Genomic DNA, 20,617 nt, shown 5'->3' with positions numbered 1-20,617 from the left:
CACACCTCGATACGAGGAGATCTCACACAGATGATGGATCACGGATGGGCCGAATGATCCATGCGCGGTGGATCCGGCCCGTCGATCACGCCAGCGTGACCAGATCCGCGTAGTCGGAACCCCACAGGTCCTCGACGCCGTCCGGCAGCAGGATGATCCGCTCCGGCTGGAGCGCCTCGACGGCGCCCTCGTCGTGGGTGACGAGGACGACCGCGCCCTTGTAGGTGCGCAGGGCGCCGAGGATCTCCTCGCGGCTGGCCGGGTCCAGGTTGTTCGTCGGCTCGTCCAGGAGCAGCACGTTCGCCGAGGAGACGACGAGCGTGGCGAGGGCGAGCCGGGTCTTCTCGCCGCCGGAGAGGACACCGGCCGGCTTGTCCACGTCGTCGCCGGAGAACAGGAACGAGCCGAGCACCTTGCGGACCTCGACCAGGTCCATGTCGGGGGCGGCCGAGCGCATGTTCTCCAGGACCGTGCGGTCGGGGTCCAGGGTCTCGTGCTCCTGCGCGTAGTAGCCGAGCTTGAGGCCGTGGCCGGGGACCACCCGGCCGGTGTCCGGCGTCTCCACGCCCGCGAGGAGGCGCAGCAGCGTGGTCTTGCCGGCGCCGTTGAGGCCGAGGATGACGACCCGGGAGCCCTTGTCGATGGCGAGGTCGACGTCGGTGAAGATCTCCAGCGAGCCGTACGACTTCGACAGGCCCTCGGCCATCAGCGGGGTCTTGCCGCAGGGCGCGGGCTCCGGGAAGCGGAGCTTGGCGACCTTGTCGGACATCCGGATGTCTTCGAGGCCGGAGAGCAGCTTCTCGGCGCGGCGGGCCATGTTCTGCGCGGCGACCGTCTTGGTGGCCTTGGCGCGCATCTTGTCGGCCTGGGCGTTGAGCGCGGCGGCCTTCTTCTCGGCGTTGGCGCGCTCGCGCTTGCGGCGCTTCTCGTCGGCCTCGCGCTGCTGCTGGTACAGCTTCCAGCCCATGTTGTAGATGTCGATCGCGGAGCGGTTGGCGTCCAGGTAGAACACCTTGTTCACGACCGTGTCCACGAGGTCGACGTCGTGGGAGATGACGATGAAACCGCCGCGGTAGGACTTCAGGTAGTCCCGCAGCCAGATGATCGAGTCCGCGTCGAGGTGGTTGGTGGGCTCGTCCAGCAGCAGGGTGTCGGCGTCGGAGAACAGGATCCGGGCCAGCTCGATACGGCGGCGCTGACCGCCGGAGAGGGTGTGCAGCGGCTGGCCGAGCACCCGGTCCGGGAGGTTCAGCGCGGCGGCGATGGTGGCGGCCTCGGCCTCGGCGGCGTACCCGCCCTTGGTGAGGAACTCCGTCTCCTGGCGCTCGTACTGCTTCAGGGCCTTCTCCCGGGTGGAGCCCTTGCCGCTCGCGATGCGCTGCTCGTTCTCGCGCATCTTGCGGATCAGGACGTCCAGGCCGCGCGCGGACAGGATGCGGTCGCGGGCGAGGACGTCGAGGTCGCCGGTGCGGGGGTCCTGCGGGAGGTAGCCGACCTCGCCGGAGCGGGTGATCGTGCCGGCGGCCGGGATGCCCTCGCCGGCCAGGCACTTGGTGAGGGTGGTCTTGCCTGCGCCATTGCGGCCGACGAGGCCGATGCGGTCGCCCTTGGCGACACGGAAGGTGGCGTTCTCGATGAGGACGCGCGCGCCGGCGCGCAGCTCGATACCGGAGGCGGAGATCACGGACAGACTCCAGGGCGTACAGGGATTGGCGGGTGGGCGGCTGAGGACGTTCCCGCCGTCTAATGCGCGAGGAGAATGGCCATGGGCCCCAGTCTAACGGGGCGGTGCAAGCACTTTTCCTGCGTCCCGGCGACCGGGGCCCCGGCTGGTGCCGGTGGGGGCGCGCGGCGAGGGGGCGGTCCGGGAAGGTCACCCGGCCGGGTACTGCCCGGGTCCGGCGGGATGGGGCGGTTTCGGGTGTTGTGCGCGGTGGGAAGCGAAGACGCGTGCGGCGCGACGGCCGCCGCGGGACGACGGACATCGGTGCGCGAGGGAGTGGTCGGCATGGCGGGCACGGGCGGCGGCGGACGGCCGGGCATCTGCCCCACACTGCTGTACACGGACGCGAAGGCGGCGATCCGGCAGCTCACCGAGGGCCTGGGCTTCACCGAGCTGGCGGTGTACGAGACGGCGGACGGCACGGTCCTGCACGCCGAGCTGGCCCAGGCCGGCGGCGTGGTGATGGTCGGCTCCCGGGGCCGCGGCGGCCCCCTCGACGCCGCCCTGGAGCACGCGGGCCCCGCCGGGGTGTACGTCGTGGTGGACGACGTGGACGCCCACCACGAGCGGGCCGTGGCACACGGGGTGGAGATCGTGATGCCCCCGGCGGACCAGGACTACGGCGCCCGCGAGTACCTGGCCCGGGACACCGGGGGGAACCTCTGGAGCTTCGGGACGTACGCCCCGGAGACCGGGGCCTGAGCCGCCCCGGCCGGGTTCAGCCCCCGGTGTGCACCTGGAACGCGGCCCGGCGTACGGCCTTGGCCAGCGCCGGGTCGGGGTGCGCGGCGGCGAGCGCGACCAGCACCTGCACGGTGCGGGGGTGGCCGACCGCGCGGACCTCGTCGAGCAGCTGGGGCACGGTGGGCTGCACCGCGGACTCCAGGTGCCTCACCAGCATCGGCGCCTCACCGTGGTCGGCGACCGCGGCGGCGGTGTCCACCCACAGCCAGGTGGCCTCCTCCCGGGTGAGCACCTCGTGGGCGTCCTCCGGGTCGACCCCGTCGTGCTCGGCGAGCCACAGCAGGGCGTACGGCCGCAGTGCCGGCTCCTCCACCACGGCCCGTACGTCGGGCTCGGCGGGCGCGCCGACGACGCGCAGCGCCTCGAAGGCCAGCCCGCGCAGCAGCGCGTCGTCGCCGCGGGCGGCGTCGATCAGCTCGGTGACGGCGCTGCCGACGGGGCGGGCGGCGAGCCAGGCGCGGTACTCGGCGCGGGCCGCGTTGGGGCGGAGCTGGGCACAGCCGCGCAGCATGTCCTCGGCGGACTGCTCGATGTTGCCGGCGGGGCTCTGCGCGGCCACGCAGATCTGCTCCAGCTTGACCCACACCGCCCAGCTGCCCAGCGGGGTCAGGGTGGCCTGGCCGCCGCCGTAGGTGAGGGCGCCGACCGAGGCGAGGGCCCGCAGCGCCCAGTCGAGCAGCGGGGCGAGCGGGGCGTCGTCGGCGGGCGCGGCGGCGGCCGGGGCGGGGGATCCGGCGGGCCGTCCGGTGCCGGGTTCGTAGGCGACCTCGCAGCGTTCGGTGCGCAGCTCGGTGACCCGCTGCTGGAGCAGGTCGAGCAGCTGTTCCACCGGGACCGGGCCGGCGGACAGCTGGAGGAAGGAGAGCACCTGGGGCATGGCCGAGACGACCTCGGCGACGGCGGCCGGCTCGTGTCCCTCGGGCTCCGGGGAGGCGAGCGACCAGGCGTCGAAGAGGGCGACCCAGCCGCGCAGTACGGCACTGTCGTCGCGGTCCCAGGCGCGCAGCCGCCAGCCGGGCCGGGCGCTGTCGCCGTGCACCTCGACGAGTCCGGCGAGGCGGGCGGTGTCCCAGTCGGCGCGGATCTGAGCGGCGCTCAGGCCGAGGTCGGCGGCGGCGCGTTCGGCGGTGGCGTCGGAGAGGGTCGCCTTGCCGTCGGTGGTGGCACCGTGCCGGCCGGGGCCGAGGGCGGCGTCGGCCCAGCGGGCGACGCGGACCGCGCCGGCCAGACCGGCACGGGCCATTCCGGCCAGTTCGGCGGGGGCGGGCGTGCCCTCGGGCGGCCGGGGTGCCGGGCGGCGTGGTCGCCGCTGGTTCACAGCTCTGGGGGCGGCGGCCAGGGGTCGAGGTCGGACGAGTCGGAGCCTGGAGTCGCGCGGGATACGGGACGTCACGGGTGCAGTCTTCCGGTTGACGGTCCGAAAACCCAAACGGAATGTCACGGCGGGCGACGGGGCAGGCCAACGCACGGGGCGCGGGGCCGCGGGAGGGACAGGATCGCGCCAGTCGTACGGCCGTGGCCGGATCGACCCCACGGCCGTAACCGGAATGCCGTCCCCCGGCGCATGGGGTCCCGGCGCCGGGGGTCACAGCAACGGGGTGAGGAACCGGCGCAGCCGCTCCTCGTACTCCTCGGGGTCCGCGTTCCACATCGCCGCGTGCGGGGCGTTCGGGACGGTGTGCAGGGTGACCAGGCCGGGCCGGCGCCGGGCGAGCCGGCGGGAGTGCTCCCAGGGCGCGACCTCGTCGCCGGGGCCGTGCACGAGCAGGGTGGGCACCTGGAGCCGGTCCGGGCCGGCGGGCTCGGCGAGCCCGTCGGCCTGCAGTCCGGCCCGGCCCTGCGCGGCCCGCACCGCGAGCGGCAGCAGCGGCTCGGGGGTGTGCCGGGCCCGGACCAGCGCGCGCAGGGTGGCCTGCCAGCTGAGGACCGGAGAGTCGAGGACGAGCCCGGCGACGCGGTCGCGGACCTGGGAGTGCTCTGCGGCGCGCAGCGCCATGGTGGCGCCGGTGGACCAGCCGAGGAGGACGACGCGGCGGGCGCCGTGGCGGACGGCGTACCGGATCGCCGCCTCGACGTCCCGCCACTCCGTCTCGCCGAGGTGGTTCAGCCGGTCCGGCGGGCGGGGCGCGCCGGGGTCGCCGCGGTAGGCGAGGGCGAGGACGGGCAGCCGGCGGGCGTGCAGGAAGCCCATGAGGTTCAGGGCGTGCTCCCGGGTGGTGCCCAGGCCGTGGACGGCGATCACCCAGGTGTCCCGGTCGCCGGGCACGAACCAGGCGGGCAGGGCGCCGAGTTCGCCGGGCACGTCGACGTCGGTGTGGTCCAGGCCGAGGGCGGTGCGGGGGTTGCCGACGTACAGGTTGGGGGTGAGCCAGGCCGCGTCGCCGGCCGTGAGGGTGCCGTGGGTGACGCGTTCCAGGCGCCGTACGACGGTGTCGGCGGCGTGCGGGCCGCCCTCCAGGACGGGGCCGACGACGGCGTGCGAGCCGTCGCCGGCGAGGCCGTAGACGCCGGGGCGCAGGGTGGCCAGATCGCGGGTGAGCGTGATCCGGCCGGCGGCCGTGCCGTGCACGGTGAGCCGGGGCTCGGTGGGCAGCGGGCGGCCCGCCGGCGCCTTCAGCGCGGCGTCGCTGGCGAGCCGGCCGACGACCACGGAAGCCGCGCCGGCGGCCAGGACGGCGGTGACCGCACTGGCGGTCGCTGAGACGGTGCGCACGGATCCAGTGTCACGGCGGCACCGCACGGCGGCCAGCCGAAGGAGGGGGTGGGGTGAGGAGCGCGGGGCATGGAGCGGGCTGCTGTTCGGCAAAAGGGGTCACCTCCGTTGGCCGTACCCCTTCAAACGTTCCCCGACCTCCGCCACTTGTGCCTCGGTGAGCAGGGAGGGGCTCAGGCCCGGTACCGACGACGCCGTCAGCCACAGCCGGCACATCCACTCCAGCTGGGCGGTGCGGTCGAAGGCCTGGTCGAGGGTGGCGCCGTAGGTGATCGTGCCGTGGTTCCCAAGGAGGCAGCCGGAGCGGCCGGCGAGGGCGCGGAGCATGTTCTCGGCCAGTTCGCCGGTGCCGTAGGTCGCGTAGGGGGCGACCCGTACGGGACCGCCGAGGGCGGCTGCCATGTAGTGGACCAGCGGCAGCTCGGGGACGAGCGTGGAGACCGCGGTGGCGTGCACGGCGTGGGTGTGGACGACCGCGCGGGCGTCGGTGGCGCGGTAGACGGCGAGGTGCATGGGCAGCTCGCTGGTCGGCACGAGGGTGCCGAGCACCTGCCGGCCGGTGAGGTCGACGCCGGTGAGGTCGGCGGGGGTGAGCCGGTCGTAGGGCACGCCCGAGGGGGTGACCAGCACGAGGTCGCCGAGGCGGGCGGAGACGTTGCCGGAGGTGCCGACCACCAGCCCGTCGTCGACGGTCCGCCGCGCCGTGGCGACCACCTCCGCCCACAGCCGCGCCACGTCCTCCGCCACGCTCTCCCCGACGTCAGATCGTCCCTCTTTCGCGTTCCGTCGCGGTTCAGCCATGCGGTGATCCTGCCAGCCGGAGGGGCCGGGAGCGGGCGGGGCCGGTCGGTTCGGGCCGGACACTGTGAGGCCGAACGGGGGCATTTCGGGGTGAAACGCCTGAAATCGCCCATTGTTCCGTGATCGGCGGACCTTGAATGACTCCCTCCTGCCCACCCACGGGCGCCGCCGCCCGCGAGCGCCGGCGCGCCCGTCGTCCGTCACCCCCCGGGGGAGTCGCATGGCCCGTGTACCCACCCTTGCCCGTCGCCGCGCAAGCGCCCTCGCGGCGGCCGTGGCGGCAGTCCTCGCCCTCACCGGGCCCGCGGCCGCCGCGGCCAAGCCGCCCAAGGGCCACGACGTGTCGTCGTACCAGCGGCACGTGAACTGGCCAAACGCGCGGAAGAAGGGGGCGCGGTTCGTCTACGTCAAGGCGACCGAGTCCACCGGCTACCGCAACCCCTACTTCACCGGCCAGTACTCCGGCGCCCGCAAGGCCGGGCTGATCCGGGGCGCCTACCACTTCGCCCGCCCGGACCGGTCCTCCGGCGCCAAGCAGGCCGCGTACTTCGTGCGGCACGGCGGCGGCTGGCGGGGGGACGGCTGGACACTGCCGCCCGCGCTCGACATCGAGTACAACCCGTACAGCGCGACGCGCAAGTGCTACGGGCTGAGCAAGAAGCGCATGGTCGGCTGGATCCGTTCGTTCAGCGACGAGACCCGGCGCCGGACGGGCCGCCGCCCGGTGATCTACACGACGACCCACTGGTGGAAGCTGTGCACGGGCAACAGCCGCGCGTTCTCGAAGAACCACCCCCTGTGGATCGCCCGGCACGGGGCCGCCCGGCCGGGGGCGCTGCCCGGCGGCTGGCGGTACTGGACGTTCTGGCAGTACCGCACGAAGGGCACGCTGCCGGGTGACCAGAATCTCTTCAACGGCACCCTGGACCGGCTGCGGGTCTTCGCGCGGTCCCGGTAGCCAAGGGGCGCCCGGCCCGGCGCGGCGGAACAGAACCCCGGTATGGGATTGCCGACACCATCGAGCCCGCCCCAGTTCATCTTCCGTTCACCCAGGTTGCCTACGTTCATCCAGCCAATGACCTCGAACGATTGCCTGGGTAAATGGAAAGCTTCTCGCTGATCCTCGCGATTGTGGTGGTAACCGCTCTCGCGTTCGATTTCACGAACGGTTTCCACGACACCGCGAACGCGATGGCCACCACCATCTCCACAGGCGCCCTGAAGCCCAAGATCGCGGTGACCATGTCCGCCGTCCTCAATCTTGCGGGCGCCTTCCTCTCCGTGGAGGTCGCGAACACGATCTCCAAGGGTCTCGTCGACGAGACCGGCATCCGTCCCGAGGTCATCTTCGCCGCCCTGGTCGGCGCGATCCTCTGGAACCTGCTGACCTGGCTGGTGGGCCTGCCCTCCAGTTCCTCGCACGCCCTCATGGGCGGCCTGGTCGGCGCCACCGTCGCCTCGGCCGGCTTCGGCGCCGTCCACGGCGGCGTCCTGGTCACCAAGGTGCTGCTGCCGGCCGTCGCCGCGCCGGTCGTGGCGGGCCTCGCCTCGTACCTGGCCACCCGGCTCTCCTACGGCATCGGCGGCACCGGCGACAACGAGGCCACCCGCAAGGGCTACCGCGTCGGCCAGATCGCCTCCGCCGGCCTGGTCTCCCTCGCCCACGGCACCAACGACGCCCAGAAGACGATGGGCATCATCACCCTCGCGCTGATCGCGGGCGGCTCCCTCGCCCCCGGCGCCAACCCTCCCACCTGGGTGATCCTCTCCGCCGGCCTCGCCATCGCGCTCGGCACCTACATCGGCGGCTGGCGCATCATCCGCACCATGGGCAAGGGCCTGACCGACCTGGAGCCGCGCCAGGGCTTCGCCGCCCAGACCGGCGCCGCGACCGCCATCCTGGCCTCCTCCCACCTCGGCTTCTCCCTCTCCACCACCCATGTCGTCTCCGGCTCGGTGATGGGCGCGGGCCTCGGCCGCAAGGGCGGCGTGGTCCGCTGGTCCACCGCGACCCGCATGGCCGTCGCCTGGGTGCTCACCCTGCCGGCCGCCGCGCTGGTCGGCGCGGGCGCCGAGGCCGTCACCGGCCTCGGTGACGGGGGCACCGCCGCCGTCGCCGTCTTCCTGGTCGCCGCGAGCGCCGCGATCTGGAAGATCTCCCGCCGCGAGGTCGTCGACCACACCAACGTGATCGAGGAGACCGGCGAGCCCGCCGGTGTCGTCACCGCCGCCATCGCCGCGGTGACCCCGCCGCCCGCCGGCCCGGTCGCCGACAGCCGGACGGCCCCGGCCGCCGAGAAGCTGACGACCGGTGACCTGACGGCCACGATTCCCGCCCCGGCCGCCGAGCCGGCCCCCGCCGCCCCGCCGGCCGCCACGGTCTGACCCGCCCGCACGGTTACTGAAGGAAACAATCCCCATGAAGATCGACTGGGCGGCCCTCGGCTCCGTTCTGGGCGTCAGCGTCGTGTTCACGGTGGGCCTGGTGGCCCTGTTCACCCTCGGCATCAACGGCCTGTCCCGCCGTGAGCGGGCCGCGGCCCGGGGCGGCTCCGCCGCTCTCGCCGTCACCGGCGCCTACGCCTGCTTCGCGGCCTGCGCGGCGGCCGTGGCCTACGGCATCTATCTGATCGTGGCCTGACCGCAGGCCCCCGATTCGTGGCCTGGCCACAGGCCCCCGATTCCCCGCCTCCGCCCCGCCGACCGGCCCGTCCGCCGGACCCGGCGGGGCGGACGCGTGCCGAGGCGGCCCCGAAGACCCGCCCGGCACCCGGCGATGTGGGCCTGAGCACAGTAGGGCATCCCAGGTCAAAGGCAAGTTGACGGCCCTTCCGGGCACGTGGTGGACTGCCCAGGCCATGTACGGCGGCAGCAGAGGAAGCCGGTGCGAATCCGGCGCGGTCCCGCCACTGTCACCGGGGAGGAAACCCCGGGAGCCAGGAACTCTCGCCGCCGGAATCCGTCGAACCAGGGCGTGGACACCCTGAGTGAGGACACGAATCGCCATGCTCGGCTGCCGAAGGACCCGTACCGGGAACACCCCTGTGCCCACGGCCGGCTGAGCCGATGGGTGCCGACCGCACATACGCGTACGGCGCCGCCGCCGGCGTCCTCGGCGATCTGCTCCTCGGCGATCCCCGCCGCGGGCACCCGGTCGCCGCGTTCGGCCGCGCGGCCACGGCCGTGGAAGGCGCCTTGTGGCACGACCACCGCGGCTGGGGCGCCGTGCACACCGCCGTGTGCGCCGGTGGCGCCGTCGCGCTGGGGGCACTGGCCGCACGCGCCGTACGCCCCTCCCCTGCCGCCTCCGTCGCGCTGACCGCCGCCGCCACCTGGGCCGTCGTCGGCGGCACCTCGCTCGCCCGCGAGGCCCGCGCCGTCGGGCACGCCCTGGCGGCGGGGGACGTCGAGGCCGCCCGCGCCCGGCTGCCCCATCTGTGCGGCCGGGACCCGCAGGCACTGGACGCCGACGCAATGGCCCGGGCCGTGGTCGAGTCGGTCGCCGAGAACACCTCCGACGCCGTGGTGGGCGCCCTGGTGTGGGGAGCGGTCGCCGGGGTGCCGGGGCTGCTCGGCTTCCGGGCCGTCAACACCCTGGACGCGATGGTCGGTCACAAGTCGCCCCGCCACCGCCGCTACGGCTGGGCCTCCGCCCGCCTCGACGACGTCGCCGGCTGGCCGGGCGCCCGGCTCACCGCCGTGCTCGCCACCGTCGCCGGACCCGACCCGCGCGGCGCCCTGCGCGCCTGGAAGGCCGACGCCCGCAAGCACCCGAGCCCCAACGCCGGCCCCGTGGAGGCCGCGTTCGCGGGCGCCCTCGGCGTCCGGCTGGGCGGAACGCTCTCCTACGGCGGCCGGGTCGAACACCGGCCCGTGCTCAACGGCGGCACCGGACGCCCGGTCCGGGTCGCCGACATCGACCGGGCCGTACGGCTCTCCCGCCGCGTCGGCCTGCTCGCCCTCGGCACCACACTCGCCGCGCGCGCACTCCTGAAGGGACGTGGGAAGTGAACGGTGGTCTCCTCGTGGCCGGCACCACCTCGGACGCCGGCAAGAGTGTCGTGACGGCCGGGATCTGCCGGTGGCTGGTCCGCCAGGGCGTGAAGGTGGCGCCGTTCAAGGCGCAGAACATGTCCCTGAACTCGTTCGTGACCCGCGAGGGCGCGGAGATCGGCCGCGCCCAGGCCATGCAGGCCCAGGCCTGCCGGATCGAGCCGACCGCGCTGATGAACCCGGTGCTGCTCAAGCCCGGCGGCGAGCAGAGCAGCCAGGTGGTGCTGCTCGGCAAGCCGGTGGGCGAGCTGAGCGCGCGCGGCTACCACGGCGGACGTCAACAGCGGCTGCTGGGCACGGTATTGGACTGCCTGGCCGAACTGCGGGGCACGTATGACGCGGTGATCTGCGAGGGGGCGGGCAGCCCGGCCGAGATCAACCTGCGGCGGACCGACATCGTCAACATGGGCATCGCGCGGGGCGCGCGGCTGCCGGTGCTGGTGGTGGGCGACATCGACCGCGGGGGCGTCTTCGCGTCCTTCTTCGGCACGGTCGCCCTGCTCTCGCCCGAGGACCAGGAACTGGTCGCCGGATTCCTGGTGAACAAGTTCCGCGGCGACGTCGGCCTGCTGGAACCCGGCCTGGAGATGCTGCACGGCCTCACCGGGCGGCGGACCTACGGCGTGCTGCCCTTCCGGCACGGGCTCGGCATCGACGAGGAGGACGGACTGCGGGTCTCGCTGCGGGGCACCGTACGGGAATCCGCCGTCACTCCCCCGGTCGGCGAGGACGTGCTGCGGGTCGCCGTATGCGCGATCCCGCTGATGTCCAACTTCACCGACGTGGACGCGCTGGCCGCCGAACCGGGCGTGGTCGTACGGTTCGTGGACCGGCCGGAGGAACTGGCCGACGCCGACCTCGTGGTGGTCCCCGGCACCCGCGGCACCGTGCGGGCGCTCCAGTGGCTGCGGGAACGCGGGCTGGCGGACGCCCTCGTGCGCCGGGCCGCCGGACACCGCCCCGTCCTCGGCATCTGCGGCGGCTTCCAGATCCTCGGCGAGCACATCGAGGACGACGTCGAGAGCCGTCAGGGACACGTCGACGGGCTCGGCATCCTGCCCGTGCGGGTGCGGTTCGCCCGCGAGAAGACCCTCACCCGGCCCACCGGCCAGGCCCTCGGCGAACCCGTCGACGGCTACGAGATCCACCACGGCGTGGCCACGGTCGAGGGCGGCGAACCCTTCCTCGACGGCTGCCGCGTCGGCCAGACCTGGGGCACCCACTGGCACGGCTCCCTGGAGTCGGACGGCTTCCGGCGGGCCTTCCTGCGCGAGGTGGCCGCCGCCGCGGGCCGCCGCTTCGTGCCCGCCCCGGACACCTCCTTCGCCGCGCTGCGCGAGGAGCAGCTCGACCGGCTCGGCGACCTGATCGAACAGCACGCGGACACGGACGCGCTGTGGCGGCTCATCGAGTCCGGCGCGCCGCAAGGACTGCCTTTCATTCCACCGGGAGCGCCCGCATGAGCACAGTGTTGTTGTTGTCGACCGCCGACACGGATCTGCTGGCGGCCCGGGCCTCGGGCGCCGGCTACCGCATCGGCAACCCCACCCGGGTCGATGTCGCCGAGGAGCTCCCGGCCCTGATCGAGGGCGCGGACCTGGCCGTCGTACGGCTGCTGGGCGGCAAGCGGGCCTGGGAGGACGGGCTGGCCGCGCTGAAGGCGTCCGGCATCCCGACCGTGCTGCTGGGCGGCGAGGCCGTGCCGGACGCCGAGCTGATGGCCGAGTCCTCGGTGCCCGCCGGTGTGGTCGCGGAGGCGCTGAAGTACCTCGTCGAGGGCGGCCCCGCGAACCTGCTGGAGCTGTCCCGGTTCCTGTCGGACACCGTGCTGCTGACCGGCGAGGGCTTCGAGGAGCCGCGCCGCATGCCCGAGTTCGGCGTGCACGGCGCCTACGACCTCCGAGGCGGCCGCCCGACCGTGGGCGTGCTGTTCTACCGGGCGCACGAACTGAGCGGCAACACCGCCTTCGTGGACACCCTGTGCCAGGCCGTCGAGGCGGCCGGCGCCAACGCCCTGCCCGTGTACTGCGGTTCGCTGCGCGGCGCGGACCCCGCGCTGTACGAGCTGCTGGGCCGGGCCGACGCGCTGGTGGCCACCGTCCTCGCGGCCGGCGGCGCCCACGCCTCCCAGGCGTCCGCGGGCGGCGACGACGAGGCGTGGGACATCGGCGCGCTCGCCGACCTGGACGTCCCCGTCCTGCAAGGGCTGTGCCTCACCTCCTCGCGCGCCGCGTGGGAGGAGTCCGACGCCGCCCTGTCCCCCATGGACGCGGCGATGCAGGTCGCCATCCCCGAGTTCGACGGCCGGCTGATCACCGTCCCGTTCTCCTTCAAGGAACAGGGCCCCGACGACGTCCCGGTGTACGTCGCCGACCCCGAGCGGGCCGCCCGGGTCGCCGGGATCGCCGTCCGGCACGCCCGGCTGAAGCACAAGCCCAACGCCGAGAAGAAGGTCGCCCTCGTCTTCACGGCCTACCCGACCAAGCACTCCCGGGTCGGCAACGCCGTCGGCCTGGACACGCCCGCGTCGGCCGTCCGGGTGCTCGACGCGCTGCGGGACGCCGGCTACTCGCTGACCGAGTACCCGGACGGCGGCGACGAGCTGATCCACCGGCTCATCGAGGCCGGCGGCCACGACGTGGAGTGGCTGACCGAGGAGCAGCTGGCCGCCGCGCCCGCGCGGGTGCCGCTGGCCGACTACCGGGCGTGGTTCGAGAAGCTGGACCCGGAGCTGCGGGACGCCATGACCGAGGCGTGGGGCGAACCGCCGGGCAGCCTCTACGTGGACGGCGACGACATCGTGCTGGCCTCGCTCCGGTACGGGAACGTCGTCGTCATGATCCAGCCGCCGCGCGGCTTCGGCGAGAACCCGATCGCGATCTACCACGACCCCGACATGCCGCCCTCCCACCACTACATGGCGGCCTACCGCTGGCTGGAGAACAGCTTCGGCGCCGACGCGATCGTGCACATGGGCAAGCACGGCACCATGGAGTGGCTCCCGGGCAAGGGGCTCGGGCTGTCGCGCGGCTGCGCCCCGGACGCGGTCCTCGGCGAACTGCCGCTGATCTACCCGTTCATCGTCAACGACCCCGGTGAGGGCACCCAGGCCAAGCGGCGCGGGCACGCCACCGTGGTCGACCACCTGGTGCCGCCGATGGCCCGCGCGGACACCTATGGCGACCTGGCCAAGCTGGAACAGCTCCTCGACGAGTACGCGCTGGTCAGCGACCTGGACCCGGTGAAGGCCCCGGCCGTCCGCGCGCAGATCTGGACGCTGGTCAAGGCGGCGGAGCTGCACCACGACCTGCATGTGGACGAGCAGCCGGACGACGACGAGTTCGACGAGTTCGTCATGCACATCGACGGCTATCTGTGCGAGATCAAGGACGTCCAGATCCGCGACGGCCTGCACATCCTGGGCGGCGGCCCGGTCGGCGAAGCGCGCGTCAACCTCGTCCTCGCGGTGCTGCGCGCCTCCCAGGTGTGGGGCGGCAAGGCCAACGCGCTGCCCGGCCTGCGGGCCTCGCTGGCCGCCCGTTTCGGGCTCGTGGAGAAGGAGTTGCTGGCGGAACCGGGCGCCCCGGTGAAGGTGCCGGTGGAGCTGACGGACCTGGTGGAGGGCCCGGCCCGGTCGGCCGCCGACGCCATCGACCTGCTGGAGCAGCTGTGCCGGCGGATCGCGGAGGCCATGGAGGCCCGGGGGTGGGACCGTACGGTGGTCCCGGCCGTCCTGCGGGGCGTGCTCGGCGCCGAACTGCCCGAGGCGGTCGCGGTGCTGGAGTTCGCGTGCGACGAGGTCGTGCCGCGGCTGGCGCGGACCACCGACGAGATCGGGCACATCCTGCGGGCCCTGAACGGCGGTTACATCCCGGCCGGGCCGTCCGGGTCGCCGACGCGCGGCCTGGTGAACGTCCTGCCGACGGGCCGGAACTTCTACTCGGTCGACCCCAAGGCCATCCCGTCCCGGCTGAGCTGGGAGGTCGGGCAGTCCCTGGCGGACTCGCTGGTGCAGCGGTACCTCGGTGACACCGGCGCGTACCCGAAGTCCGTGGGCCTCACGGTGTGGGGCACGTCCGCGATGCGCACCCAGGGTGACGACATCGCCGAGATCCTGGCGCTGCTGGGCTGCCGCCCGGTGTGGGACGAGGCCTCGCGCCGGGTGACCGGCTTCGAGGTGATCCCCCTGGCGGAACTAGGGCGTCCTCGCATCGATGTCACGGTCCGCATCTCCGGGTTTTTCCGGGACGCGTTCCCGCATGTGGTCGGGCTGATCGACGACGCGGTCCGGGCGGTGGCGGAGCTGGACGAGCCGGCCGAGTCCAACTACGTGCGGGCGCACGTGGAACAGGACGCGGCCGAGCACGGCGACCGCCGGCGCGCCACGGCCCGTATCTTCGGCTCCAAGCCGGGCGCGTACGGCGCGGGCCTGCTGCCGCTGATCGACGCGCGGAACTGGCGCAGCGACGCGGACCTGGCCGAGGTGTACGCGGTGTGGGGCGGCTACGCCTACGGCCGCGGGCTCGACGGGCGGGCGGCGCGCGGGGACATGGAGACGGCGTTCAAGCGGATCGCGGTGGCGGCGAAGAACGTCGACACGCGCGAGCACGACCTGGTCGACGCCGACGACTACTTCCAGTACCACGGCGGCATGGTCGCCATGGTCCGGCACCTGACCGGCGCCAACCCCGAGGCGTACGTGGGCGATTCGGCCGTACCGGACCAGGTGAAGACGCGGACGCTGGGCGAGGAGACGCACCGGGTGTTCCGGGCGCGGGTGGTCAACCCGCGCTGGATGGCGGCCATGCGCCGGCACGGCTACAAGGGCGCCTTCGAGATGGCGGCGACCGTGGACTACCTGTTCGGCTACGACGCCACGGCGGGCGTGGTGGACGACTGGATGTACGAGAAGCTCAGTGCCGAGTACGTCTTCGATCCGGAGAACCGGGACTTCATGAAGAAGTCCAACCCGTGGGCGCTGCGCGGCATCACCGAGCGCCTGCTGGAGGCGGCGGATCGCGGGCTGTGGGCGGAGCCGGACGCGGACACGCTGGAGCGGCTGCGCGCCACGTACCTGGAGCTGGAAGGCGACCTGGAGGGCGACCAGTGACAACCCCCTTTCCTTTTACGGCCGTTGTCGGCCAGGACGATCTGCGGCTCGCGCTGCTGCTGAACGCCGTGTCACCGGCGGTCGGCGGTGTGCTGGTGCGCGGCGAGAAGGGCACCGCCAAGTCGACGGCTGTGCGCGCTCTGTCGGCGCTGCTGCCCGAGGTCGCCGTCGTCCCCGGCTGCCGTTTCTCCTGTGACCCGGCCTCCCCGGACCCTCAGTGCCCGGACGGGCCGCACGAGGCCGGTGGCGGGACCGAGCGGCCCGCGCGGATGGTCGAGCTGCCCGTCGGGGCCTCCGAGGACCGGCTGGTCGGCGCGCTGGACATCGAGCGGGCACTCGCGGAGGGCGTCAAGGCTTTCGAGCCGGGCCTGTTGGCCGACGCGCACCGCGGGATCCTCTACGTCGACGAGGTCAACCTGCTCCACGACCACCTGGTCGACCTGCTGCTGGACGCGGCCGCGATGGGTGCCTCGTACGTCGAGCGCGAAGGCGTCTCCGTGCGGCATGCCGCGAAGTTCCTGCTCGTCGGGACCATGAATCCCGAGGAAGGCGAGTTGCGGCCGCAGCTGCTCGACCGGTTCGGGCTCACCGTGGAGGTCGCCGCCTCGCGGGAGCCGGACCAGCGGGTGGAGGTCGTCCGGCGCAGGCTCGCCTACGACGACGACCCCGCCGCCTTCGCCGCGAAGTGGGCGCAGGAAGAGGCCGCCGTACGGCAGCGGATCGTCGCCGCGCGGGAGTTGCTGCCGCAGGTGCGGCTCGGTGACGCGGCGCTGCGGCAGATCGCGGCGACCTGCGCCGCGTTCGAGGTGGACGGCATGCGTGCCGACATCGTGATGGCGCGGACCGCGACCGCGCTGGCCGCGTGGGCCGGGCGGACCGACGTCCTCGCCGAGGACGTGCGGCAGGCGGCGCTGCTCGCGCTGCCGCACCGGCGGCGGCGCAACCCGTTCGACGCGCCGGGCCTGGACGAGGACAAGCTGGACGAGACGCTGGAGCAGTACTCCGGGGACGACGGCGACGACGAGCCGGACCCCGACGGTCCCGGAGGCGGCGGTGGGCAGCCGGCGCCGGACGGCGGTCCGCAGGGCGACGGCGGCGAGGCCGCGCGGCCCGAGGCCGGCGAGGACGGGCAGCCGCAGGCGTCCGGCGCGGGCGAGCAGTCGGCCGCACGGGCCGCCGAACCCTTCCGCACCAAGGCGCTGACCGTCCCCGGGATCGGGGAGGGCGCCGCCGGGCGGCGGTCCCGGGCGCGGACGGAACACGGCCGGACCACGGGGGCCCGCCGGCCCCGGGGGACACTGACCAAGCTGCATCTGGCGGCCACCGTGCAGGCCGCCGCGCCGCATCAGCGGGCGCGGGGGCGGTCCGGGCCGGGGCTGGTCGTGCGCCGGGACGATCTGCGGCAGGCGACCCGGGAGGGGCGCGAGGGCAACCTCGTGCTGTTCGTGGTCGACGCCTCCGGGTCGATGGCCGCGCGGCAGCGGATGAGTGCCGTGAAGGGTGCCGTGCTGTCGCTGCTGCTGGACGCCTACCAGCGGCGGGACAAGGTGGGGCTGGTGACCTTCCGGGGCACCTCGGCGGAGGTCGCCCTGCCGCCCACCTCGTCCGTGGACGCCGCCGCCGCGCGGCTGGAGTCGCTGCCGACGGGTGGCCGTACGCCGCTCGCCGCCGGGCTGCTGAAGGCGCACGAGGTGCTGCGCGTGGAGCGGCTGCGGGACCCGGCGCGGCGTCCGCTGGTGGTCGTGGTGACCGACGGACGGGCCACCGGTGGGCCCGAGCCGGTGGCGCTGGCCGGGCGGGCGGCGCGGCTGCTGGCGGACGGGCAGGTCGCCTCGGTGGTCGTGGACTGCGAGTCGGGGCCGGTGCGGCTGGGGCTGGCCGGGCGGCTCGCGGGTGAGCTGGGCGGTACGGCGGTGACGCTGGACGAGCTGCGGGCGGACTCGATCGCCGGGCTCGTGAAGGGAATTCAGGGCAGGAGGGCCGCGTAGTGCCGCAGGGACAGCCGAGTGTCGTACCGGACGACGGACTGACGACCCGTCAGCGACGGAACCGTCCGCTGGTCGTCGTGCACACGGGCGTCGGCAAGGGCAAGTCCACCGCCGCGTTCGGGCTCGCGCTGCGCGCCTGGAACCAGGGGTGGCCCATCGGGGTGTTCCAGTTCGTCAAGTCGGCGAAGTGGAAGGTCGGCGAGGAGAACGCGCTGCGCGTGCTCGGTGCCTCCGGTGAGGGCGGCACGGTCGCCTGGCACAAGATGGGCGAGGGCTGGTCCTGGGTCCAGCGGGACCTCCAGGGTGACAACGCGACCAACGAGGAGAAGGCCCGCGAGGGCTGGGAGCAGGTCAAGCGGGACCTGGCCGCCGAGACGTACCGGCTGTACGTGCTGGACGAGTTCGCGTACCCGATGCACTGGGGCTGGGTGGACACCGACGAGGTGGTCGAGGTGCTGCGGAACCGGCCCGGCACCCAGCATGTGGTGATCACCGGGCGGAACGCGCCGCGGCAGCTGGTGGACTTCGCCGATCTCGTCACCGACATGACCAAGGTCAAGCACCCCATGGACGTGGGTCAGAAGGGCCAGAAGGGCATCGAGTGGTGACATCGTCGGTGCCTCGGCTGGTCGTCGCCGCGCCCTCCTCGGGCAGCGGCAAGACCACCGTCGCCACGGGGCTGATGGCCGCGTTCGCCGCGCGGGGGCTCGCCGTGTCCCCGCACAAGGTCGGGCCGGACTACATCGACCCGGGGTACCACGCGCTCGCGACCGGGCGCCCGGGGCGCAACCTGGACGCGTACCTGTGCGGGCCGGAGCTGGTCGCTCCGCTGTTCCTGCACGGGGCGCGGGGGTGCGACCTGGCCGTGGTCGAGGGTGTGATGGGGCTGTACGACGGGGCGGCCGGGCAGGGCGAGCTGGCGTCCACCGCGCATGTGGCGAAACTGCTGCGGGCGCCGGTGGTGCTGGTGGTCGACGCGTCCTCGCAGTCGCGGTCGGTGGCGGCACTGGTGCACGGGTTCGCTTCCTGGGACCCGGAGGTGCGGGTCGGGGGCGTGATCCTGAACAAGGTGGGCTCCGACCGGCACGAGGAGCTGCTGCGGGAGGCGCTGGATTCGGCCGGGGTGCCTGTGCTGGGTGTGCTGCGGCGGGTGCCCCGGGTGGATACGCCGTCCCGGCACCTGGGGCTGGTGCCGGTCGCCGAGCGGCGGGCCGACGCGCTCGACGCGGTCGCGGCGATGGCCGCGCAGGTCGAGCGGGGATGCGATCTCGACGCCCTGTCGCGGCTGGCGAGCAGTGCGGGTGCGCTGCCGGACGCGCCCTGGGAGCCGCCCGTCGGCACGGCGCGGGAGGGTGCGGTGGTCGCCGTGGCCGGCGGGCCCGCCTTCACCTTCTCCTACGCCGAGCACACCGAGCTGCTCGCCGCCGCCGGAGCCGAGGTCGTCACCTTCGACCCGCTGCGGGACGAGCGGCTGCCGGAAGGTACCGCCGGTCTGGTCGTCGGCGGTGGTTTCCCCGAGGTGTACGCCGCCGAGCTGTCCGCCAACGAGCCGTTGCGCGCGGCCGTCGCCGAACTGGCCCTCTCCGGCGCCCCCGTGGCCGCCGAGTGTGCCGGACTGCTGTACCTGTGCCGGGAGTTGGACGGGAGGCCGATGTGCGGCGTGCTGCACGCCACCGCGCGGATGAGTGAGCGGCTGACGCTCGGCTACCGGGACGCCGTGGCCGTCGGCGACAGCGCGCTGGCGGTGGCCGGGACCCGGATGCGGGGGCACGAGTTCCACCGCACGGTCGTGGAGCCGGGCGCCGGTGCCGCTCCCGCCTGGGGGGTCACGGCCCCGGTCCGGCGGGTGGAAGGTTTCGTACAGCAGGGCGTGCACGCGAGTTATCTGCACACGCACTGGGCGTCCGAGCCCGGTGTGGCCCGTCGGTTCGTGGAGAGGTGCCGGACGTCATGAGCAGCAGGCTGGTCGGAGTCGGGGTGGGTCCCGGTGATCCGGAGCTGGTGACGGTCAAGGGGGTCAACGCCCTGCGGGCGGCCGATGTCGTCGTGGTGCCCGTCATGGATACCGGGGAGCGCGGGCGGGCCGAGGCGACCGTGGCGCACTACGTGCCCGCGGAGAAGATCGTGCGGGTGGTGTTCGCGCTGAACGAGCGGACCGACCGGGCGCGCCGGGAGGCGGCCTGGGACGCGGCGGGGCGGCGGGTGGCCGAGCTGCTGGAGGCGCACGCGTGCGTCGCGTTCGCCACCATCGGTGACCCGAACGTGTACTCGACGTTCACCTATCTGGCGCAGACCCTGGTGGAGCTGGTGCCCGGTGTGGTCGTGGAGACGGTGCCGGGGATCACGGCGATGCAGGATCTCGCGGCGCGGTCCGGGGCGGTGCTGACGGAGGGCACGGAGCCGCTGACCCTGGTGCCGGTGACGGCCGGGGCGGCCGTGCTGAAGGAGGCGCTGGCCGGGCCGGGCACGGTGGTGGCGTACAAGTTCGGGCGGCAGGCCGGTGAGGTCGCCGAGGCGCTGCGGGAGACCGGCCGGCTCGCGGACGCCGTGTGGGGTTCGGCGCTGGGGCTGCCGGAGGAGTCGGTGCGGCCGGCCGCCGAACTGGACGGGTCGCCGCTGCCGTATCTGTCGACGCTGATCGCGCCGCCGCGGCGGGACGGCGGCCGGGGCGGGAAGCTGTGAGACCGTCCGGGTCATCCGGTGAAGCCCACCACCAGCCAGATGAACGCGGCGCCCGCGACCGTGCACAGCAGTGTGGAGCGGGCGGGGTGCTCGTGGTGGGCCTCGGGGAGGATCTCGGCCGCGGCGAGGTAGAGCAGGGCGCCGCCGAACAGGGCGAGATAGCCGCCGAGGGCGCCCTCGGGGATCGTGAGGAACGTGGAGGCGGCGGCTCCGGCGACGGGGGCGACGGCGTCCGCGAAGAGCATGGCGAGGGCCTTGCGGCGGGCGTTGCCGTACAGGCGGGTGAGGGTGAAGGTGTTGAAGCCGTCCGCGAAGTCGTGGGCGATGACGGCGAGCGCGACCGCGGTGCCCATACCGCCGCCCACCTGGAAGGACGCGCCGATCGCCACGCCGTCCATCAGGCTGTGCCCCACCATCGCCGCCGCCGCGGTCAGGCCCACCTCGGGGCTGCGGTGGCGGGGCCCGGCCGCCCCGTGCTCGACCGCCCCGTGCGCGGCGCGGCGGGCCGCCAGCAGGCGTTCCACCAGATGGGCGAGGAGGAAGCCGGCCACGAACAGCAGCAGGGCGGCCGGCACGCCGTGGATCTCGGTGTCCGCCGCCCTCAGGGCCTCCGGCAGCAGGTCCAGGCCGACCACGCCGAGCATCAGCCCGCCGGCCAGGCCCAGCACCAGATGGCGGCGGTCGGTCACATGCTGTGCCGTCCAGCCGCCGGCCAGCGTCATCAGGAACGCGCCGAGCGCGACGAAGACCGCCATACGCCCTTGCTATCGGATCCACCCGTGTTCCCGCACGTCCGACGGCAG

General features: G+C 74.0%; 16 protein-coding genes and 1 riboswitch. Of the genes, 11 read left to right on the top strand and 5 right to left on the bottom strand.

Features of this window, described 5'->3' with window-relative positions:
* Nucleotides 1-85: 85 nt before the first annotated feature.
* A complete protein-coding gene (abc-f, locus tag ABD350_RS34950; protein ID WP_344353119.1) occupies nt 86-1,684 on the bottom strand; it encodes a ribosomal protection-like ABC-F family protein in 1,599 nt (532 codons plus the stop codon).
* A 324-nt stretch (nt 1,685-2,008) separates the two neighbouring features.
* On the opposite strand from abc-f, the gene ABD350_RS34945 reads away from it, so the two are divergent.
* Entirely contained in the window at nt 2,009-2,425 is a 417-nt protein-coding gene (locus ABD350_RS34945) for a VOC family protein (protein WP_344353118.1), read from the top strand.
* Nucleotides 2,426-2,441: 16 nt separating this feature from the next.
* Here ABD350_RS34945 and ABD350_RS34940 read toward each other — a convergent pair whose 3' ends face one another.
* The 3 genes from ABD350_RS34940 to ABD350_RS34930 all read right to left on the bottom strand — a co-directional run bounded on the left by ABD350_RS34940 (nt 2,442) and on the right by ABD350_RS34930 (nt 5,981).
* A complete protein-coding gene (locus ABD350_RS34940) occupies nt 2,442-3,860 on the bottom strand; it encodes a hypothetical protein (RefSeq protein ID WP_344353117.1) in 1,419 nt (472 codons plus the stop codon).
* 192 nt (nt 3,861-4,052) lie between these two features.
* Nucleotides 4,053-5,180: an alpha/beta hydrolase gene (locus ABD350_RS34935; protein ID WP_344353116.1), complete on the bottom strand. Its 1,128-nt coding sequence runs from the start codon at nt 5,178-5,180 to the stop codon at nt 4,053-4,055.
* A gap of 99 nt (nt 5,181-5,279) precedes the next feature.
* Nucleotides 5,280-5,981, bottom strand: coding sequence for a class II aldolase/adducin family protein (locus tag ABD350_RS34930; RefSeq protein WP_344353115.1), 702 nt, complete (start codon nt 5,979-5,981; stop codon nt 5,280-5,282).
* Between the two features lie 220 nt (nt 5,982-6,201).
* Between ABD350_RS34930 and ABD350_RS34925 the strand changes: the two genes are divergently transcribed.
* The 10 genes from ABD350_RS34925 to cobI all read left to right on the top strand — a co-directional run bounded on the left by ABD350_RS34925 (nt 6,202) and on the right by cobI (nt 19,814).
* Nucleotides 6,202-6,939 carry a lysozyme gene (locus tag ABD350_RS34925; protein ID WP_344353114.1) on the top strand — a complete coding sequence of 246 codons (738 nt, stop codon included), beginning with the start codon at nt 6,202-6,204 and terminating at the stop codon, nt 6,937-6,939.
* A 143-nt stretch (nt 6,940-7,082) separates the two neighbouring features.
* Entirely contained in the window at nt 7,083-8,366 is a 1,284-nt protein-coding gene (locus ABD350_RS34920) for an inorganic phosphate transporter (RefSeq protein ID WP_344353113.1), read from the top strand.
* Nucleotides 8,367-8,400: 34 nt separating this feature from the next.
* The gene (locus ABD350_RS34915) at nt 8,401-8,622 is read left to right on the top strand and encodes a hypothetical protein (protein ID WP_344353112.1); all 222 of its coding nucleotides are present in this window, start codon (nt 8,401-8,403) and stop codon (nt 8,620-8,622) included.
* Between the two features lie 185 nt (nt 8,623-8,807).
* Nucleotides 8,808-8,949, top strand: a riboswitch (cobalamin riboswitch).
* 98 nt (nt 8,950-9,047) lie between these two features.
* The gene (locus ABD350_RS34910) at nt 9,048-9,992 is read left to right on the top strand and encodes a cobalamin biosynthesis protein (protein WP_344353111.1); all 945 of its coding nucleotides are present in this window, start codon (nt 9,048-9,050) and stop codon (nt 9,990-9,992) included.
* Complete coding sequence (locus ABD350_RS34905) at nt 9,989-11,497, top strand: cobyric acid synthase (RefSeq protein ID WP_344353110.1); 1,509 nt, start codon at nt 9,989-9,991, stop codon at nt 11,495-11,497. The genes ABD350_RS34910 and ABD350_RS34905 overlap by 4 nt, the downstream gene beginning before the upstream one ends.
* Nucleotides 11,494-15,144 (top strand): cobaltochelatase subunit CobN, encoded by a 3,651-nt coding sequence (gene cobN, locus ABD350_RS34900; RefSeq protein WP_344353109.1) that lies wholly within the window; start codon nt 11,494-11,496, stop codon nt 15,142-15,144. Before ABD350_RS34905 ends, cobN begins: the two co-directional genes overlap by 4 nt.
* Nucleotides 15,141-17,132, top strand: coding sequence for a putative cobaltochelatase (locus ABD350_RS34895; protein WP_344353108.1), 1,992 nt, complete (start codon nt 15,141-15,143; stop codon nt 17,130-17,132). The genes cobN and ABD350_RS34895 overlap by 4 nt, the downstream gene beginning before the upstream one ends.
* On the top strand, nt 17,132-17,740 hold the full coding sequence (gene cobO / locus ABD350_RS34890) for a cob(I)yrinic acid a,c-diamide adenosyltransferase (protein WP_344353107.1): 609 nt from the start codon (nt 17,132-17,134) through the stop codon (nt 17,738-17,740). Before ABD350_RS34895 ends, cobO begins: the two co-directional genes overlap by 1 nt.
* Nucleotides 17,737-19,086 carry a cobyrinic acid a,c-diamide synthase CobB gene (locus ABD350_RS34885; protein ID WP_344353106.1) on the top strand — a complete coding sequence of 450 codons (1,350 nt, stop codon included), beginning with the start codon at nt 17,737-17,739 and terminating at the stop codon, nt 19,084-19,086. The genes cobO and ABD350_RS34885 overlap by 4 nt, the downstream gene beginning before the upstream one ends.
* Nucleotides 19,083-19,814 carry a precorrin-2 C(20)-methyltransferase gene (gene cobI / locus ABD350_RS34880; RefSeq protein WP_344353105.1) on the top strand — a complete coding sequence of 244 codons (732 nt, stop codon included), beginning with the start codon at nt 19,083-19,085 and terminating at the stop codon, nt 19,812-19,814. The genes ABD350_RS34885 and cobI overlap by 4 nt, the downstream gene beginning before the upstream one ends.
* A gap of 11 nt (nt 19,815-19,825) precedes the next feature.
* On the opposite strand, the gene ABD350_RS34875 is transcribed toward cobI, so the two are convergent.
* Nucleotides 19,826-20,569 carry a ZIP family metal transporter gene (locus ABD350_RS34875; RefSeq protein ID WP_344353104.1) on the bottom strand — a complete coding sequence of 248 codons (744 nt, stop codon included), beginning with the start codon at nt 20,567-20,569 and terminating at the stop codon, nt 19,826-19,828.
* Between the last annotated feature and the right edge of the window lie 48 nt (nt 20,570-20,617).

Origin of the sequence: Streptomyces nogalater, from assembly GCF_039532885.1 — a bacterium.
Lineage (GTDB): Bacteria > Actinomycetota > Actinomycetes > Streptomycetales > Streptomycetaceae > Streptomyces > Streptomyces nogalater.
The sequence above is the reverse complement of the archived record's forward strand: the minus strand, read 5'-3'. Positions and strand labels throughout refer to the sequence as shown.

Bases quoted from the DNA above. Each gene is read 5' to 3' on its own strand.
- ABD350_RS34945 (WP_344353118.1), top strand. From the start codon at position 2,009: ATGGCGGGCACGGGCGGCGGCGGACGGCCGGGCATCTGCCCCACACTG.
- ABD350_RS34930 (WP_344353115.1), bottom strand. From the start codon at position 5,981: ATGGCTGAACCGCGACGGAACGCGAAAGAGGGACGATCTGACGTCGGG.
- ABD350_RS34925 (WP_344353114.1), top strand. From the start codon at position 6,202: ATGGCCCGTGTACCCACCCTTGCCCGTCGCCGCGCAAGCGCCCTCGCG.
- ABD350_RS34920 (WP_344353113.1), top strand. From the start codon at position 7,083: ATGGAAAGCTTCTCGCTGATCCTCGCGATTGTGGTGGTAACCGCTCTC.
- ABD350_RS34915 (WP_344353112.1), top strand. From the start codon at position 8,401: ATGAAGATCGACTGGGCGGCCCTCGGCTCCGTTCTGGGCGTCAGCGTC.
- ABD350_RS34910 (WP_344353111.1), top strand. From the start codon at position 9,048: ATGGGTGCCGACCGCACATACGCGTACGGCGCCGCCGCCGGCGTCCTC.
- cobN (WP_344353109.1), top strand. From the start codon at position 11,494: ATGAGCACAGTGTTGTTGTTGTCGACCGCCGACACGGATCTGCTGGCG.
- cobI (WP_344353105.1), top strand. From the start codon at position 19,083: ATGAGCAGCAGGCTGGTCGGAGTCGGGGTGGGTCCCGGTGATCCGGAG.
- ABD350_RS34875 (WP_344353104.1), bottom strand. From the start codon at position 20,569: ATGGCGGTCTTCGTCGCGCTCGGCGCGTTCCTGATGACGCTGGCCGGC.